The following is a 16452-nucleotide window of genomic DNA, read 5'->3' as shown; positions in this document are numbered from 1 at the left end:
CCAGACGGCGGCAATAGCGCGTGTTCTTAGAAATAAGCCTAAAGTTACGTCGCAGTTTATATCAACTACGTATTAGATCCAACTGTTGAAATGTACGTTCTAAACCATCCCATCCTGTCTCTTTTCGCTCTCTTAATTCTTATATTAGACTTTGAAGAGCAGTATAAACTTCAGGTGCTTCTTTATTGATGCGTGCTGGTTTCCATTTCTGATTTACCCACATATGCATCGTTGAACCTTTTGCAAGCAGCTCCCCAAAAGGTTCAATCGCCTCTTTCTTCACGGTTTGTTTGAATTCTTTTTCACTAATTTTTCTCGCTTCATATAAAAACTCCAAACGCACTGGAGAAAGGTTAGATATTTTCGTAAAAATCGCGATACAATCGTCAAAGTGGGCAGATTTTTTATAATTTACATTTACATCTATCACCGGAAGCAGTAGACCTAGGTTTTCCATCTTTTTATACGCAATCCCGTAATTACGCATCCATTCGGTACGGCCAACTTCAAACCAGGTTACATAATTGCCATGATGTACGATACCCATTTGGTCCGTATCCTTATATTGGACACGCATTTTTTCCAGTTGCCAGGCTTCTGTCATTTTTTATCCCCCCATTTTCAAAATTTCATCAATTTTTTTTGGATAGTTTTTCTTCTGCTATTTCCATTAAACGGAATTTCTGCACTTTGCCTGTGCTCGTCATTGGCCATTCAGAAGAACCTATAAACCAAATATGACGAGGAATTTTAAAACGGGCAAGACGGGAAGAACACCAGTCTATAATGTCCCTTCTTGTACAGGTTTCGCCCTCTTTTAGTTCAATAAATCCAGCACCTATTTCCGTTGTTAGGGCATCTGGTACACCAATAACGTTTACTTGACTGACTGCTGGATGATGGGAGATTACTATTTCTACCTCACGAGGTGATACCAATTCTCCTGACACCTTATACATCTCTTTACTTCTGCCAAGAACCTGAATATATCCGTTTTCATCAATTCTTCCAACATCCCCTGTACGGAGCCATCCATCTTTATCTATTGCTTTTGCAGTTTCTTCCTGCTTTTTATAATAACCATGGGTAACCGTAGCACCCCTAACTGCAAGTTCACCGACAGAACCAACAGGTAAATCTTTCCCGGTATCCCGTTCAATCGTTTTATACTGAACAGAACTGCCACTAAATTCCGGCAGACCACTGACCCCATTGAGTTTCGGACGACCAACCCTTGTGGAAATGCGTTCCAGCGAATCACCAATTTCCGTCGTGACCCCTGATGACGCTACCTCTGTTTGACCATATCCAGTAATTATTTCAGTTAAACCAAGTACCTCTACTGCCTTCTTCCATACAGGAACTGGCGCTGGTGCTGCACCACACCACATGGCAAAAAGATTGGATAAATCAAATTCAGAAACACGCGGGTGATTCAATAATGGGACCATTGTGGAGGGTACACATAGATAATCGTTTGCTTTGTATTTCTCCATTAACTGCAATGATAAAAGCGGAGATGCCCCAAGTGCTGATATGAAAGAGCCACCGACAAAGGACATAGCAAAGATCGCTTCAATAATAGCAAAACAATGATAAAATGGCAGGGGAGCAAATGTCACCCGTCCTTCTTCAATTGCCCTGCTCATACATGTACCATATCCAGAACGAAGAAGCATATCATCTGTAAGCATTACACCTTTAGGGCTCCCAGTAGAACCAGATGTATACATTATAATAGCAACTTCATCAGGATAACAGGATTCACCCCACCTTTGTTCCAGTTCCTCATCTGTAACAGATTCTGATCCTTTAATAAAGTCATCCCATATTAGAAAATTGTCTTTGACGGAACCTTGTTTTTTATTTTCAAAGCAAATAACTTGCTCTAATTCACTATTTTCTTGAAAATCCGCTTCATTCAGTAATTCGGAAACCACTTCACCATGCTGTTTGTTCTTTATCTTTTGCTCTAAAATTAAATATTGCGTATCCGACTGAGAAATTATATACCTCAATTCATCCTTCGTAAGCATCCCATTTATCGGAATAAATACTGCCCCAACCAGAGAAGAGGCAATCATCAATGATGGAAAGGTGGAATCATTATCCATTAAAATCGCCAAATGATCTCTTCGCTTCACCCCTAGTTTTATAAATGCCTTTGCATATTGAACAGCCCTGTCCCAAACTTCTCCATATGTAACTTCTTCATTATTTATGTAGATATAAGGTTTATCCCTATATTGAATACATGCTTTTGAAAAGTGTCTCGCAATTGTATCCCGTGGCCATACTGGAAAACGGCCCTCTAATGCTTTTCGTCTTTCAGAAACACTCTGACTTAGAGTAGTTTGATTTGTTATTGTAGACATTTATACTCCTCCTTGATGTTGTTAAAAAAATAATAATTTATCACAAGGGTTACTTTTGTATATTTTATTGCTTTTATACACTTTGCTTTCCGCAGGTGCCCCGCGGGCCTCCTGCTGTCGGTCTCACTCTGTCACTTCCTGCTGGATAAGAAAAGCTCCCTCAGCGCTACATTGTACGAAGAAAATGCGCTTGCATTCTCAAGGAGTCTGCATGATTTCAACTGCTATTCAGACTTTTACTATGTTATTTCAGAAAGCAATCTCACAAAAGAGTCAGGCCTTCTTAAAAGCAATAACAGCATTATGACCGCCAAATCCAAAACCATTGGATAAAGCAATCGTATTGTTACCTTTCACTGCTTTATTTTCTACGTAATCCAGGTCACATTCTGGATCTGGACTTTCCAGGTTAATCGTCGGTGGAAAAATACTTTCTGCCATACTTTTCAGTGTAATTATAGCCTCGATACCTCCTGCTGCACCAAACAAATGACCTGTCATGGATTTCGTAGAACTAACTTTGAGATGTTTTGCATGGTCCCCAAAAGCCTCTTTAATCGCTTTTGTCTCAGAAATGTCACCCGCCGGAGTACTTGTCCCATGAGCATTGATATAGTCTACATCTTCTGGCTGAATCTGTGCCCGCTCCATTGCCAGCTTCATTGCTTTAACAGCCCCTTGATAATCTGGCGCCGTAATATGGTATGCATCTGTTGTGCTTCCATAACCGATAATTTCACCAAGTATAGGTGCACCACGATTTTTTGCATGTTCATATTCTTCCAAAAATAATACACCAGCACCCTCTGACATAACAAAACCATCACGGTTACGATCAAATGGACGAGAAGCCGTTTTAGGTGTGTCATTTTCAGTTGACATTGCACGCATTTTTGAAAATCCGGCAAAATAAAGTGGTGTAATGGTAGCCTCTGCCCCACCTGCTAAAATGGCATCTGAATATCCATGAGCAATATTTAAATAAGCTTCACCAATAGCATGATTGCTCGTCGCACAAGCAGAAACTGTTGAAAAGCTTGGCCCACGAAAACCTGTCTTAATTGCAACTAATCCCGAAGCTATATTATTTATAGACGTTGGGATGAGGAATGGGGACACCCGATTCGCTCCCTTTTCCAACATTGTTTTGTGATTATGTAATAGTGTTTGCAGACCTCCAGCACCGGAGCCGATATAAATTCCAACTCGATCCTTATCCACCGTATCCAGATTTACTTTTGACTGGTCCAATGCCTGCATTGCAGCAGCGTACCCATATTGTGTAAACAAATCATACTTTTTTATTTCCTTAGCTTCAAGGTACTTCTCCCCTTGAAAATCATTTATATATCCTGCAATTTTTGTGTTGATTTCGTTATATTCCTCGGATTCCAACTGCTTGATGCCGGAACTTCCCTTTTTTATGTTATCCCAAAGGGTTTCTACATCATTTCCCAGTGGAGAAACTACACCCGTCCCTGTAACCACAACTCTACGTTTCAAGCTTATACTTCCTTTCAATAATTCCTAATTATAGATAAAATTAGCACTCGATTTATACCTGTATTTTATCATATTTAAAATTATTTTGTGAATTTGACAATCCAGTTCCTGGACTTCACATTAGTATTGAATTAACTTTCGAAGGGTAATTTTCATATTTTCAAAAAATTAAAACAAGCTTTAATTAGCCTGTCTCACATGTTATGCCCTCTTTTGCCTTTTCCCCATCAGCGGCCTCAATCACATCATAACCAGATTTTTTCAAAAAAATGCTGACAAGTTCCCGAATATCTACTACAACTAATATAGTTTGTTTCACACTTCCCGCTTTTGCTAACCTATTACCATGACGGCCTTCTTATCGGCTGGTTCCTCCCAATGAATGTGCAATGGGGTGGCTTTCCCTATATACTTGATTTTGCTATAAAATATCGTATATAATAAAATAAAATGAATACATTTAGCAATGACAAAGATAAAGTACAATTACCCGCTGATTTTTAGAGAGCTTGTGGCTGGTGTAAACAAGCATCAAGGTAAATTGGAATTGGACTTTCGAGCTTATTAATAAAGTGACCTTTCCAGTAATGGTAAGGTAACAAGGGTGGTACCGCGGGGCATGTGTCATGAAACCACACAACTTTTTAATTGAAGAAGATAATCCTGAGTATATTATTTTGGAGTTTACAATGAGAAGCGGGTGATAAAACCCGCTTTTTTAGATAATAAAACTTGTGCTTTTACAAAATGGTTCAGTTTAGAGGAAAAATTCTCACAATATATATTGTTTGAGAGTCAACTTAGAAGTGAAAGTTGAAACCAAATACGCTTTAAAAATTACTCTAAGTATTTTTAAGAGAGGTTTTCCAGTGTACTTATAAAGAATGGAAATGTATCGACATCAATCCGTTTTATAACTTCGTTTTCCTCACGGTTGATAACAGCGATCTGGTCCTTGCTAGTAACAGCAACATAAACTGTTTTTCCGTCTTTTGAAACGGTAACGCCATGTGGCCCCATTCCAACAACAATTTGTTTGATTTCTTTTTGTTTGGAAATATCAACAACAGAGACAAAATCTGTGCCAATATTTCCGACATACGCATATTTACCGTCTGCAGTGATATCTACCACATGATGCCCCGTACCTACAGTAATCGTTGTCGTCATTTCACCTTCATTTAAATCGATGACCCCAAGCTCACCATTTTTTGTTAGAGTAACGAACAACGTATTACCGTTAGGGGTGATGTTTATATTGTGTGGCGCACCATCTATCCCTTCAATTGTATGAATCACTTTTTTGGATGCAACATCAATAACTGATACAGAATTGGAACCTGTATTCGTTACATAAAACTTGCTATTGTCCCGACTAGCTACACCATTATGTGGATTTTCCCCAACTTTTATCGTCGCTTTCTTCTCCATGGATTTGGTTTCAATTGCTGTGACAGTTCCATCGCCTTCATTGACAACAAACACCCATTTTCCATCAGGTGTGAAATTAACTCCTTTTGGTGTTTCGCCAACAGGAATTGTTTTAACAACTTTATTTGTTTTAGTGTCAATAATTGATACGTCTTCAGACTTACTGTTGACGACATAGACATATTTTCCGTTTGGCCCAATTTCATTATAGGTGGGCTTTTCACCAACATTAATGGTATCCAGTACTTCGTTTGTGCTGGATTCAATAACTTGAACGCCACCTGCATCACGGTTATTGACGTAGACCTTGGTTCCAGTACCATCATGACCTGATTTGGACGGCTCTTCATTTTTTGTTTCACTGCCTAGATTCTCTAATCCTGTTTCACTGTTTCCAGTACAGCTAACAAGGATTGTCAATGTAATGAGTATGACTGTATATAGCAAAATAAGTTTTTTATGCATAAAAAAACCTCCTAAAAACGATTATTTATCCTAGTAAACGGATAAAGGTAGAAAACAGTTTGCTTGTTTAGGAAATTTTTATACTGACACCGAAAATATTATACTTTGCTATAAGTCCTAGGTTCTTAGTTGCCATCCAATATTCCGATTTTCTCCTATTACGAACCTACCACTTTTTTCCCTTCAGGCTGGGTGTTGTTTTGATCGGGTTCCATTGTGATACCAATATTTTCAAAGTCATCTTCATCATCAGATAAAGTATAGGTTAATACCCCTGATCCAGAATCGTTTGTATTAAACATGCCTGCATTTGTTCGTTTTCCATCCTTTAGCATCCACACCTGATATATTTCTGAACCCTTTAACTTTGGCAATCCATTAACATGGACCACAAGTTTTTTTACCTGATTATCTTTCACAACATACGCATAACCACCTGCATCACGCATCGTATCATTAGATGAAGTCAAATTTAATGAAGTCATAATTTCAGCTGGCTGATTTGGTGTGCTTGGCTGATTGTTTGCTGATTGAACATTGGTATATGTTAGTGTAGCCGTAATAGCAAACAAAATAGCAACCAGTCCTGCTGATAAAGGAGAAAATTGTTTTTTCAACAGAAATCCCCATGCTTTTATTCTATCTTTTACCGGGGGATTCTCTTCTTTTTGCTCCTCTCCAAACACAAAATCAAACACTTCTGCCTTTAGCGACTCCGGTACTTCCTGCTCCTCAAAATCGAATTGCAGTGCCTCCCATGAATCAGTTAGTTCCTCACATTCTTTTCTGCATGCCCCACATTGGTTCAGATGCGTTTCAAATTTCTCTTTATCTATGTCATCGAGTGTTCCTGCCATATAAGAAAGTAGGTGTTCACATTCCCTTTCCATTTATGAACCCTCCAGTTCCAAGTGTTTCTTTAATTGTTTTAGCGACTGATGAAGCCTGCTTTTGATGGTTCCCACCGGCGTGTTTTCCATTTCCGCTATTTCCGTGAGCGAATATCCTTGCCAATACAACAAATCAATTAATCTTCGTTGCGCAGCCGACAACCTGTTTTTCGCCTTGGCAATTTCCGTTTCCCGTAGTGTTTCTTCGATTTGATCATAGGAGTCTGCCACATTTAGCGTTCGATCCGTATCATAGTGGTGATTTGGATGGGCATGCTTTTTCTCTTTCCTAATGTGATCAATACACACACTTCGTACAATTGTCAGTAACCAATTAACGAACTTGCCTTTAGAGGGATCATAACTGCTTTTGGTCGTCCAAAGTCTTAGAAAGGTCAGTTGAACCATTTCTTTGGCTACTTCCTCGTTTCCATTACTGAATTTATAAACAAAACTATAGATCAGCTTTATATACCGTTCGTAAATCTCTTCTAATGCGGGACGATGGTTTTGATTTATTAATCCGATTAGTTCAGCATCCGTTTTATCTTTCACAACGATCAGGCTCTCCTCTCCATTCGCATTGCTGTCAATGGTTTCATTATACTAGCTAAAGAGAAGAAAAGGAACCATCACATCGGTGATCGTTCCTTTGAAAGCCGTCGTCATTATACTACTTAAACGTTGTTTCCGTATTGACAATATACCAGACATCTTTTACACCTTGTCCGTTTACATCGCCTTTTGCCTTATCTTTTACAAAATAATACAGCGGATAACCCTTATACGTTACTTGCTCTTCCCCCGTATCCTCGCGGGTTATGGTATCAAAATCGTCTTTATTAAATCCTTCTGGCACTTCGAAGTCTTGTGCAGTGAATGCAGGCCAATTTTTCAGGCACTTTCCGCTGCAATTACTCTTTCCTTCCCCATCTTTTGTAAAGTAATAGAGTGTCATCCCTTTAGAATCGGCTAAGTATTTTCCTACATCATCATTTTCTAACAATTGCAATGAAGCTGATTCACTGCTCGCGTTTTCATCAGTAGCCTTATCAAATGTTGTTTTGCTATTTACAATATACCAAACATCTTTTACACCCTGTCCATTCACATCGCCCTTTTCCTTATCTTTGACAAAATAATAAAGTGGATAACCCTTATAGGTTACTTGTTCTTCCCCAGTTTCCTCTCGTATTATTGTACCAAAGTCATCCTGATTAAATCCTTCAGGAACTTCGAAATCTTGCGCAGTGAATGCAGGCCAATTTTCTAGACATTTCCCGCTGCAATTACTCTTTCCTTCCTCATCTTTTGTAAAATAATAGAGTGTCATCCCTTTAGAGTCTGCTAAGTATTTTCCTGCATCGTCATTTTCTAATAATTGCAGGCTTTTCGCTTCATCATCTGCACCATCACTTGTTTCCTCAGTTTCTGGTGTGTCATTGTTTGCCTGCTCATCTTGAGATTCTTCATTAGATCCATTACTACAAGCAGCCAATAACAAGATAGTTGTTAAAATAGTTAAGCAAAACATCCATTTTTTCATTTTAGTCCCTCCCAAATTGTTTTCATCTAAGGTAACGGACAAAATCATGGAACGGTTTGCTCAAAAATAAAGTTTTTTATATAGATGCTGTCATCATGCATACGTTAAATATATAACTATCACTGTATATGTCCTGATATTTGAACCAGACTATTTTACGCATCAAGACCTAACCCAAGCATCCTTCTCATAACCGCGCTGCTCCCAAAAGCCAACGTGTTCATTTTCAATAAGTTCAATTCGGTTCAACCATTTAACCGATTTATAAGCATACATTTTTGGTGTGATCAGCCTAACAGGACCACCGTTTTGCCCCGGGATCAATTCACCATCCATCAAGACCGCAACGATCATATCATCCTGCATTGCTTGATCAATCGTTAGTGAATCTGTATAAACCCCATCTCCAGAATAAAACTTCACATAGTTCGCTCTCTGGTCGATTCCTGAATCCTGTAGTATATTTTTCAATGGAATCCCTTCCCATGTAATATTATAAACACTCCAACCTGTCACACAATGAAAGTCGCTCACTTGTACACTACGCTTTAACTTCACGAACTCCCGCCAATTATATTTTTGACGCTTTTTCACTAAGCCATCGATTGTAAAATGCCAATTTTCATCAGTAAATGTCGGAACTTCCGTAACCGTATAATTGCGAAATTGCCCTTTCCGTCCACCACCAATCGGCTCAGGATTTTTCGGCTGTGGTAATGGGTCGAATTTGTTTCCATCCGTTTTGGGTGAGGAGGATCCAGCCATTGTCGGTAAATAGGGTTTCAGCCAGTTACCAAACAACGGAAGAAAAATAACCGCCAATACACCGCCAGTCAGCACCCTAAGAAAAGAACGGCGTTTTAAAATAGGATTTTCGCGGTCAATCAGCATTGGTGTAATTCTCATTTTTTCTTGCCGTGTTTTTCCAATATTTTTGAACCATTGACTTCTTGTTACACTATGATAGATAACATATGGCACACCTAGCCACGTAGCAAGGTCATGAACAATTAAAGCGAACGAACTGAGCTGAGGTGGAATCTGACGATGGTAAGTTAGCAATAATCCTGAAATAATCAATGCAGCTAATATACTGAGTACCGTATACAAATTCAGTCGGTGATTTTTTCGTTTCCGTAATGTTTTCAGATGTTTCGTCATTTTAGGCATGTAAAATAAAACCGGCAGCATACTAAGAATTCCTATCCAAACATGGAAATCTTTTATAAGTACACGCGAGCCGGGAAAGGTTGTGCGATAAAACGACGAAAACAAAACAAATCCGGTTACAGTCAAAACAAGAAAAAGAATAGCATTGAGATGGTGCAGACGTGTAAGTTTTCGGCCAAACTTTAGATTGCGAGCAATAAATATTCTCCAGTTCATTCATTATCCCCCCTAATTGTTTTCACAAAGGTAACGGACAAAAATATTTAACGGTTTGCCTGAAAATAAATTTTTTAGTGATTATATAACGAAAATACCCAACTACATTCCAGTATATATATCCGAATCCACCCGCTTTAGCCTAGGTAGTCATTCCTTTTCTTCACCAAATTGATCTGCGATATAATTTCTAATCATTTCTTCATTTATCGTTCCAACTGTGGGACAGAAATAACCTCTTGCCTACAAGTGCTAATCCTAATCTCTTTTTCAGCCCAGGAAATTGAGCCTGAAGAATTCTTGATTATCTCCCTTTTAGATATTGCGTAATTTCTCGGGGTAAGACTAGGTGGACACGACACCAATAAATGAATATCTTTTCCAACACTTCCTCGCAAGATTGTAATACCTATTGCTTAATAGACGAAGGAGTCAGATCACGCATTTGGAAATTTAAATAATTATTTAAAAAAGTTTGCATGAACTTGATTTTCTATTTGAACTACGCAATCATTTGTTCATTAAGATTATCAAGAATCTGATTTTCATAAAACGAGGAAGCTTTCTTTGTTGTACCGTATTCTTCTTGAAGTATATGTTCTCCTTTTACCACTTTCAGACAATCCTTTCATTAATTCTTACGTTAAAACTCATTACAAGGTGTTAGGTAACAATAGTTTTAAAAGTTAATGTCATGAGTAATAATTCTTTTGTAAGGATTGTCCATATAAACAATCCTTCATTATTACCGTTTAGGTGTCCTTTTATGTATTTAAACAATATCTAATACATCCTACTCTAATTTTATTAAACACGTGTTGAAGAAAATCTAGTTTAGTGTTAATTGTTACAATTACCACTTATTCAAAATATTTCCGAAATAGGGACCGTACAAATCCATTATAGATATTATTACTATCTATCAGACATAAAGAGAAGAAACCATTCTACAAGAGGAATGGTTCTTTTACCTAAGTTAACGACCGAAGATTAAATCATTTCTAAGTTCACTTACCTTTTCTAAATTTACTTCTATTGCATAGTCTAAGAGAAAAGATTTGACAGCACGTATGTCATCAAAAGTCTCTGCAACAACCATTACAAATTCATCTTCGAGCAGTAAAATTATCTTTTGGCTTTAAGAGTACTTGGCGCTGGTAAAAACAAGTACTACGGCAAATTGGAATTGGGCTTTGAATCTGAAATTTTGTTAAAATAAGTATACTTCCATGGTGAGATAAAAAAGATTGGTGTGCGGGGCATGTGTCTTGAAAACACATAACATTTCAATTAAAGAAGATAATCTAGAATACATTATTATAGAATTCACAATGAGAAGCGGGTGAATAGAACCTGCTTTTTTTATATAGTATCCTGTGATACATGCTTATACCATTGCAATATTTATCAATAATTTTAATAAATGAAGATGTGGTCTTTTTTAATTCTTGTTATACTCCTTATGAAATTAAAAATATGGAATCATTAAGGAGGAGATGGTATGCAAAAATACAAAGCAGTTGCTTATTTTGCAACTACAAGGAATCAGTATACAAGTGAATTCTATGAAGAAATCTTCGAGTATTGTGAAGCGGAAAAAGAAAAATCAAATGGATATAATGAAATTGAACTAATGGCAATTTTTCATGATTTAAATAAGACCGAGGATTGTGATGATTTGCCTGCATGGGAACAGTTTATTACATTTCTTGTTGTTAATAAGGACGTAACCAAGGTACTGTTACCTAAAACTGAAAAGGGTGTGAAATTTGATGGGACTGACTGTCTTTTGATATGAGTGAATTTATTAACATACCACCTATCACAAGTTGGATTATAAATGAATATTCTTATCCTTATGATGATGAGGATGTTCCTGATTTACCATTTTGAGAATTCTATATTGCAACTAACCTCAAAACTTCTAAAGTAACGTGTTTAAAAAGGCTAGGAAACAATAAATGGAGATGATTTTAGGGAGGCACAATTGGTACACTAATTGATACCTCCTTTTTTGTATTAACATTTTAACAACCGATTTGAAATAAACAATATTGTATATGAATCGTATTTATTTAGTGTTTGTTCATATTCACTCATCGGGGTTATCAATCCATTTTATTTTTGAACTTTTTATTTCTATCAAAAACCTTTAATACTGGTGCATCTTTAACAACTGCTGGAATTACAGGTTCATCGGCTGGTAATATTGCAAGTGAAAGATAACTACCCTCATCTATCTGCCACGCATTTATTATTTCAATTTCATTTTTTATAATATTCAATTCCTTATTCATAAATAAAGATTTATTCTCATTAAACGAACTGGGAAACATTATATATTTCCCGACCTTTTTATATGCTTCAATAAACATGTCTAGGTTGACATGATCACTTGGTTCCATTGTTATAATACGTGCTGGACTCATTATTAAATTATTAGACGTTAAATTATTCGTTCTTATTAAATTTTCATTAGCGGTAAATAGAACCCTATAATCATAAGGCTTATTTCTATTCACCCCTTTTATTATGCAAACCCTAATATTATTCTTCGTATCAACATTTCCTACTTTCTCAATCCATTCTCTAAATATTTCCTGACCAGCTTTACCATAAGAAAACATTGGTGAAAATACTGGTAAAGGCGAAGATTCTCCAGTAAAATATATCCCCTTCCACTTAGACTGTTCCCATAAAGGTATATTGATAATATCTAAAGTTTCTATATCAGATTGTTTAGTATTTTCTATGTTAAATTCTTCTTCAGATGGTTTCTCATATTTAACATCAATTGTATCGTTATTCTCTTCTTTTTCTTCATTTATAAGAGTATCTACTATATATACAGGTTTCTTTCTTTCTAATGCAAATTCTGAGCCATTCTTTTCGACTACACTATTGACCGTAGGTGTTTCTTTACTAAAATATTCAAATACTATTGATGAACTGCCTGTAAAATTGATTGCTCTATCTAAAGCACTGTCTTTTGCAAGCATTTGCTTAACGGCAGTATCAAATGATTCAAGATTAACCATTTCAGCCATTAATTGAATTGTTGCATCTTTTATAAACTCTTTTACTTTCATCTGAACATCAGGCGTATTTATTTCTGGATAGCTTGAACAAGTTATTATATATTTAGGATTAATGCTATCTTCATCCCTTTTTATTTTTAGGGAGAACTCATCATGTCCAATATACTTAATTTGCAAATTGATTTCTGGAATAAATGAATGAATTTTATCTACGGTCCCAGTGGATAGGAAACCTTCAATTGACCCTAATATACTTTCGCCAATTTCAATACAAGGGAAATGAATATCAGAGGAAATATTTATTTTACATCCAATCACTTTACTACTTAAAATATAGCTATTCCGTGTACCATACCATGGTAATCCTATCAATTGTAATCTAGCCGGTTGATTGTACCACTTAGTTATAAAATCTTCCATCGCTTCCGTATTATTATTAAAAGAATTGCTAAATTCTTCATCTACATGGCCTAAACAATATTTTATAGCTATAGACGAAAATTCTAATCCCCACTCCTCTAAATAATTCGGAAAATATGAAAGTTTTTTTAAATCATTTAAATCTGTCCTAAATATTTGTATACCCAAAATGAAATCATAATTGTATTCTTGTTCCACAATATCTTTCAATTCATTTTCTGGATTATTTGATAGGTACAGATTAATTACAATTTGTTCTAACTTGTAAAACTCTGATGAGTGAATTAATCTTCCTAATTTCAGTTCTATAAACTTTACGCTATTTAAGCTTCCAATAAGCGCAGGATTTACCTCACCTAAATTAAAATACTCATTAATAGACAGATGAAACGCGTTTAAATAATAACCACGTGCTGCCCAATTTAAGTCTACACTCTCAAACAACTGTCCCATCAATAGTAATGCCCTTGTTAATTCTTTTTTACTTTCATCTTTAGTCATTTTTACTATCGCTCTTCCCAAGAATCGAATGGCAGTATATGGTTTTTCTTTCATGAGTTGTTCACTTCGGATTATTAATAATCTTGCTGCCTCAATTTCTGATTTTCTCTCCACACTAATTGAAACTAGTAGTTCAAAAAGAGTATCGTAATTTCTCGCCTTTTGGTATATTGGAAATTCCGTAATTATTCTTTTTATTGTTAAGAAATTAAATTCTAATGAATCTTTCCCTTGCTCTACAATTTCAATAAATTCATCTACTAATGGATTTATATCTCCACCCATAAACAATTTCACATTTATATAAGTTGCTTTGGCTTGTAAAGCTGCATTAGGCCTTGATGTATCTGAAATGAATTTTTCATATTCTTCTTGTATTGCTGTTGTATGTGCTTCAAAATTATATTTACTCTTATCACCCTTTGTAATAGTGTGTAAATTCATCCAAAGATTAGTTAACTTTTCCAAATCATAAACATTAGAACTATCAATTACTAGGGATTCAAAATCATGATATCTTAAGTAAAAATCATCATAATCCATGTACCACCAATACATAGACCAAGCCCATTGATACAAACATTCCTTTTTCTGTACATGTGTTCCGTATCTTTTAATTATATTTTTTGCCCTCTCAAATTTCCCGGAAGTTTCTATATTTGGAAGTTCCAGTTCTCTACTAATTATCGCAGCTTCTAAAGCCTTTTCTGAAAGTATGTGATAATTACCATTTTCTATATCCTCTTTAATCTGTCCCTCAATGTCATCCAGTCTCTTTTTTCTCGCATAATCTCTACTTCCTATTTCATCGGCTTCTCTAAATCTATCTGAGATATTAAAACATTCAACTGCAATTTTTTCATGCTTACTACTAAACACTTTCTCAAGTAACCACATTTTATCGAGGATTCTGATATTTACTTCATACGTTTTCCTTAGTTCATCTTCAGTATCAGCCCTCTTTTTATCAGAAATAAACTGGTTACTCATAAAATAAATAACACTATATCCCCTACCAGTCCCTACAATTTTTTTGACATCCGATTTTACTTTACTTTTCCAATCTTTCTTTGCACTAATGGCAAAAGCCCATCTTTCCTTAGAAGCCTCTCTACCAACGCCACTGTACCAAGACAGTGCAATGTCATCTGAAACTGGGTAAGTTTCGGTATCAACTTTACTATCTCCACCACCAGTAGGACCTGTCTGAATGATTAGATTTGGACAGATTTCTTTTTCAGCTATTTTCCTGCAGAAGTTTTCAAATTCTTTTTCTTGACTCCTACTTGTTAATGTTTCTAAGTAGTAATCAAACATATCTTTGCTCAAATCAATTTTTCTAGTACTCTTTGAATCTGAAAATTGTTGTGGATGCATTTTCTTATAAAATTCATATGGCGTTTTCATACCAGCCCTCCTCTTACTAAAAACTATAATGGTTCTAATGTATAAATGGAAGAAACAACAAATAAAGATTCAGGTAAACAATATAAAAAAAGCAAACAAAAAGACTGCCCTTCCATGCAATCTCATTGGCTACCTCTCGTATATTACTAAAAAACTTCTCAATCACATGTTTTTTGCAGGTTTGGTAACATGAACATTTTACTACTGAAATGTTCCTATTCTTGTGCTAGTTACTTCCTCTTTTATTTTTGAATACATCAGCAATTCTTCTTTTGGTTATTTCCTTCTTTAACTTGAGGTTGGTCTTACCTCCCTGTATCGACCCACCCAGTTTTTTTATTATAAATTAAATCATTCTAGAGGTTTGAAACAGTGTCCTGCTTTTTTTGATTTACCATGTAGCCTCCAAAAACATAGTGAATTGTGATTTCTATATCACTATCTTTGTTCATTGATACCTCCCTAAACATTCTAGCCATCTCAGGTGTTGGATCTTTGGAAGATTCCTTCTTATCTTCATAGATTTTAACTAGTTCCCATCCTTTCTTATCACATAGCAATTGGAATCCCTGCATAACTTTTTGATGTTCCTTACTTTTTGGATATTTTTTTATAACTGATACGTAACCTACTGCTTTCATTTTCTTTTTCATTTTTATATGACCTCCTGTATTAAAAGGTGTAGCGTTAATTTGTAACATTATTGCTACACTTCATAGTATTTTTTAAGCGTTTTTAAGACTAAGTATGAAAAGTTCTTTTTTACTTTATCCGCAATCTTCAAATCTTCCATTAAAACGAAGTCAATCTCGTTAGGTCCATAAATCAACTACTCTCCGAAGCAAAAAATTATTGTGACATCAGCGGAGTTATTGATTTTCATATCAGTAAACAATTTCCTTGATTCCTTCTTATGGCTAGATCTTCGAGTAACCTTATCTTGATAAATTTGAACCAATTCCCAATTATTTCGTTTACAAATCTCTTTTATACCCTCTACAACCAATTGATTAAGTTGACTGTTTACACGGTCTTTTCTTACCTTTATATAGCCAACTGCTTTTTTCATTCAATCTCCTCCTCGTCTTTTATAGAGATACTTTATTGTGGTAGCTCTTACCCAACTGTTCTGGGTAAGAACTAAATATTTTATAATCACTTCTGTAGAGTTGATTGGTCAAATTCTAGATTTTCCATTAATGAATTTCTAAAAATATCAAACCCATTAATTTCTATCAAATGCTGTAATTGATTACCTATCTTTATTTTTGATACTTCGCTATTCATTGACATTCCGCCCTTCATTCACCTTTTATAATTGTCGTAATTATACGCGGATATGATATGATTCACAAATTGATTAATGCATAAATAAAATAAAATACCTCTATAGATTTGATTCGGTCTTCGATTTGTTTTATAAATAACTCAACTTTCGCAGCTAGAAAAAAGTGTTCCATTTAACCAGCTGTAAAGCGTGTCACTGTTCA

The 16452-nt window shown here is 35.6% G+C and carries 13 protein-coding genes and 2 pseudogenes; 1 reads left to right on the top strand and 14 read right to left on the bottom strand.

Annotated features, from left to right (window positions below):
* Positions 1 to 139: 139 nt before the first annotated feature.
* The 10 genes and pseudogenes from ACFQ3N_RS08560 to ACFQ3N_RS08515 form a co-directional block, all read right to left on the bottom strand.
* A complete protein-coding gene (locus ACFQ3N_RS08560; RefSeq protein WP_390361432.1) occupies positions 140 to 604 on the bottom strand; it encodes an acyl-CoA thioesterase in 465 nt (154 codons plus the stop codon).
* A 28-nt stretch (positions 605 to 632) separates the two neighbouring features.
* Positions 633 to 2375: a class I adenylate-forming enzyme family protein gene (locus tag ACFQ3N_RS08555; protein ID WP_390361431.1), complete on the bottom strand. Its 1743-nt coding sequence runs from the start codon at positions 2373 to 2375 to the stop codon at positions 633 to 635.
* 273 nt (positions 2376 to 2648) lie between these two features.
* Positions 2649 to 3878 (bottom strand): beta-ketoacyl-ACP synthase II, encoded by a 1230-nt coding sequence (gene fabF / locus ACFQ3N_RS08550; RefSeq protein ID WP_390361429.1) that lies wholly within the window; start codon positions 3876 to 3878, stop codon positions 2649 to 2651.
* A 184-nt stretch (positions 3879 to 4062) separates the two neighbouring features.
* Positions 4063 to 4197 (bottom strand): hypothetical protein, encoded by a 135-nt coding sequence (locus ACFQ3N_RS08545; protein WP_390361428.1) that lies wholly within the window; start codon positions 4195 to 4197, stop codon positions 4063 to 4065.
* A 533-nt stretch (positions 4198 to 4730) separates the two neighbouring features.
* Positions 4731 to 5774 carry a YVTN family beta-propeller repeat protein gene (locus tag ACFQ3N_RS08540; protein ID WP_390361426.1) on the bottom strand — a complete coding sequence of 348 codons (1044 nt, stop codon included), beginning with the start codon at positions 5772 to 5774 and terminating at the stop codon, positions 4731 to 4733.
* A 158-nt stretch (positions 5775 to 5932) separates the two neighbouring features.
* Positions 5933 to 6664 carry an anti-sigma factor gene (locus tag ACFQ3N_RS08535; RefSeq protein WP_390361424.1) on the bottom strand — a complete coding sequence of 244 codons (732 nt, stop codon included), beginning with the start codon at positions 6662 to 6664 and terminating at the stop codon, positions 5933 to 5935.
* The gene (locus tag ACFQ3N_RS08530; RefSeq protein ID WP_390361422.1) at positions 6665 to 7219 is read right to left on the bottom strand and encodes an RNA polymerase sigma factor; all 555 of its coding nucleotides are present in this window, start codon (positions 7217 to 7219) and stop codon (positions 6665 to 6667) included.
* A 118-nt stretch (positions 7220 to 7337) separates the two neighbouring features.
* Positions 7338 to 7682: pseudogene (locus tag ACFQ3N_RS08525) on the bottom strand (COG4315 family predicted lipoprotein); the annotation flags it as partial.
* Positions 7683 to 7748: 66 nt separating this feature from the next.
* A pseudogene (locus tag ACFQ3N_RS08520) lies at positions 7749 to 8198 on the bottom strand (COG4315 family predicted lipoprotein); the annotation flags it as partial.
* Between the two features lie 174 nt (positions 8199 to 8372).
* A complete protein-coding gene (locus ACFQ3N_RS08515; protein WP_390361420.1) occupies positions 8373 to 9596 on the bottom strand; it encodes a molybdopterin-dependent oxidoreductase in 1224 nt (407 codons plus the stop codon).
* 1501 nt (positions 9597 to 11097) lie between these two features.
* On the opposite strand from ACFQ3N_RS08515, the gene ACFQ3N_RS08510 reads away from it, so the two are divergent.
* Positions 11098 to 11394 (top strand): hypothetical protein, encoded by a 297-nt coding sequence (locus tag ACFQ3N_RS08510; protein ID WP_390361418.1) that lies wholly within the window; start codon positions 11098 to 11100, stop codon positions 11392 to 11394.
* A 310-nt stretch (positions 11395 to 11704) separates the two neighbouring features.
* Here ACFQ3N_RS08510 and ACFQ3N_RS08505 read toward each other — a convergent pair whose 3' ends face one another.
* The 4 genes from ACFQ3N_RS08505 to ACFQ3N_RS08490 form a co-directional block, all read right to left on the bottom strand.
* Positions 11705 to 14962, bottom strand: a complete 3258-nt coding sequence (locus tag ACFQ3N_RS08505; protein WP_390361416.1) for a hypothetical protein — start codon at positions 14960 to 14962, stop codon at positions 11705 to 11707.
* Between the two features lie 356 nt (positions 14963 to 15318).
* Positions 15319 to 15615, bottom strand: a complete 297-nt coding sequence (locus tag ACFQ3N_RS08500; protein WP_390361414.1) for a hypothetical protein — start codon at positions 15613 to 15615, stop codon at positions 15319 to 15321.
* A 176-nt stretch (positions 15616 to 15791) separates the two neighbouring features.
* Positions 15792 to 16031 carry a hypothetical protein gene (locus ACFQ3N_RS08495; protein ID WP_390361412.1) on the bottom strand — a complete coding sequence of 80 codons (240 nt, stop codon included), beginning with the start codon at positions 16029 to 16031 and terminating at the stop codon, positions 15792 to 15794.
* A gap of 86 nt (positions 16032 to 16117) precedes the next feature.
* Entirely contained in the window at positions 16118 to 16249 is a 132-nt protein-coding gene (locus tag ACFQ3N_RS08490; RefSeq protein WP_390361410.1) for a hypothetical protein, read from the bottom strand.
* Between the last annotated feature and the right edge of the window lie 203 nt (positions 16250 to 16452).

The sequence above is a fragment of the Virgibacillus byunsanensis genome (genome assembly GCF_042675965.1).
Taxonomy (GTDB): Bacteria; Bacillota; Bacilli; order Bacillales; family Amphibacillaceae; genus Virgibacillus_R; species Virgibacillus_R byunsanensis.
The sequence above is the reverse complement of the archived record's forward strand: the minus strand, read 5'-3'. Positions and strand labels throughout refer to the sequence as shown.